Source organism: Blastomonas sp. (assembly GCF_041747255.1).
Lineage (GTDB): Bacteria > Pseudomonadota > Alphaproteobacteria > Sphingomonadales > Sphingomonadaceae > Blastomonas.
In genome coordinates this window covers 1-1,884 of sequence record NZ_JBGTFM010000489.1, presented here as the reverse complement: position 1 = coordinate 1,884, position 1,884 = coordinate 1, and the positions used below count along the sequence as shown (strand labels likewise).

The window sequence follows — 1,884 nt, the reverse complement described above, 5'->3', positions numbered from 1 at the left end:
CACCGGCACGCCCAGAGCGCGCGCCAGCGCGGCCCCGTCGCCGACCTGCAACGTGCCCTGCGCGCGCGGCGCATGGGCCAGCGTTTGGCCATGAAACCCGATGATCTCCGCCCCCTTCATACCCCCCAGCAATTCCAGATGCGCGGCCTGCACCACGGCCTGCGCCGCATCAACATCTGCCCCGTGCCACTTCCCGAAACCCGCCGCGATCACGCGTCGCTCGGCCTGCGAATAGCTGCGATAGCCGGTGTCGCCGAAGCCGAAGATATCGCACCCGTCGGTATCGAGGAAAGCCGCATCCACACCGTCAAGCGACGTGCCCGACATCGCCCCGAGCGCGCGCATCCTGCCCGCCATTGCGATGGCCTCATTCATGGCCTTTTCCTTGCCTGTCCAAACCCCTATAGATTGCCCCGCAACAATCCCCCGAGGCAAGCCATGACCTATCATCCCAAATCGGATTTCATCACCGTCATGACGGAGCGTGGCTTTCTCGCCGACTGCACCGATTATCAGGGGCTCGACGCGGCGCTGCTCAAGGGGGCGCAGCCGGGCTATATCGGCTTCGACGCCACCGCCAAGTCGCTGCATGTGGGCAGCCTGATCCAGATCATGATGCTGCGCTGGCTGCAAAAGACCGGCAACAAGCCGATCACCCTGATGGGCGGCGGCACGACCAAGGTCGGCGATCCGTCGTTCCGCGCCGAGGAGCGCCCGCTGCTGGGGCCGGACCAGATCGCCGACAACATCGCGGGCATCCGCGCGGTGTTCTCGGCTTACCTCACCTATGGCGACGGCCCGACCGATGCGATGATGATCGACAATGCCGAATGGCTCGACGGCTTGAACTACCTCGATTTCCTGCGCGATATCGGGCGGCATTTCAGCGTGAACCGGATGCTGAGCTTCGAGAGCGTGAAATCCCGGCTGGACCGGGAGCAGAGCCTGTCCTTCCTCGAATTCAACTACATGATCCTGCAGGCTTACGATTTTCTGGAGCTGAACCGCCGCTATGGCTGCACGTTGCAGATGGGCGGGTCGGACCAGTGGGGCAACATCGTGAACGGCGTCGACCTCACGCGCCGGGTGCTGGAGCGGGAGGTCTTTGGGCTGACCACGCCGCTGCTGACCACGTCGGACGGCCGCAAGATGGGCAAGAGCGCGGGCGGGGCGGTGTGGCTGAACGCGGACATGCTGAGCCCTTACGATTTCTGGCAGTTCTGGCGCGACTGCACGGATGCGGACGTTGGACGATTCCTGAAGATCTTCACCGAACTGCCGGTGGAGGAGTGCGAGAGGCTGGGCGCGCTGGCGGGCGCGGAGATCAACGAGGCCAAGATCGTGCTGGCCCGCGAAGCCACGACGCTCTGCCATGGCGCGGAGGCGGCGCAGGAAGCGGAAGCCACGGCACGAAGCCTTTTCGGTACAGCAGTACCCGCCGAGATTCGAACCGAGGTTGGCGTGGCGTCAGCCCTACCCACATTAAAGCTCTCGCCGGACGAGGTGGCGGCTGGCATTTCCATCGTGCAGCTCATCGTCCGGTCCGGGCTCGCGAAGTCCGGCAAGGAGGCCAAGCGGCTGATCGCCGAGAATGGCGCGCGGATCGACGATGCGCCATTGACCGATGCGGGACTGATGATCGACGTCGCCGCACTGGAAAGTCCGATCAAGCTGTCCGCCGGGAAGAAGCGGCACGCACTGGTGAAGCTGGATGACTGACAGGCCGCGCACTGCCCTGCCCCGGACTGCCAACACCTTCGCGCCGCCGGTGATGGAGGCGCGGCGCTGGCTCGAAGGCGTCACCTTCCCGCCCGACCGGCCGCTCATCAACGTGAGCCAGGCAGCACCCGTCGAGCCGCCCCCGCGGGCGCTGCGCGAGGTCAT

Annotated in this window: 2 protein-coding genes; one reads left to right on the top strand and one right to left on the bottom strand. The window is 65.4% G+C overall.

From position 1 onward, the window contains the following. Positions 1 to 375 (bottom strand): anhydro-N-acetylmuramic acid kinase (locus ACEW8G_RS16240; protein WP_373489434.1); only part of this gene is annotated, 375 nt, incomplete at its 3' end. Positions 376 to 438: 63 nt separating this feature from the next. Between ACEW8G_RS16240 and tyrS the strand changes: the two genes are divergently transcribed. Continuing rightward, entirely contained in the window at positions 439 to 1,719 is a 1,281-nt protein-coding gene (gene tyrS, locus ACEW8G_RS16235; protein ID WP_373489433.1) for a tyrosine--tRNA ligase, read from the top strand. Positions 1,720 to 1,884: the final 165 nt, after the last annotated feature.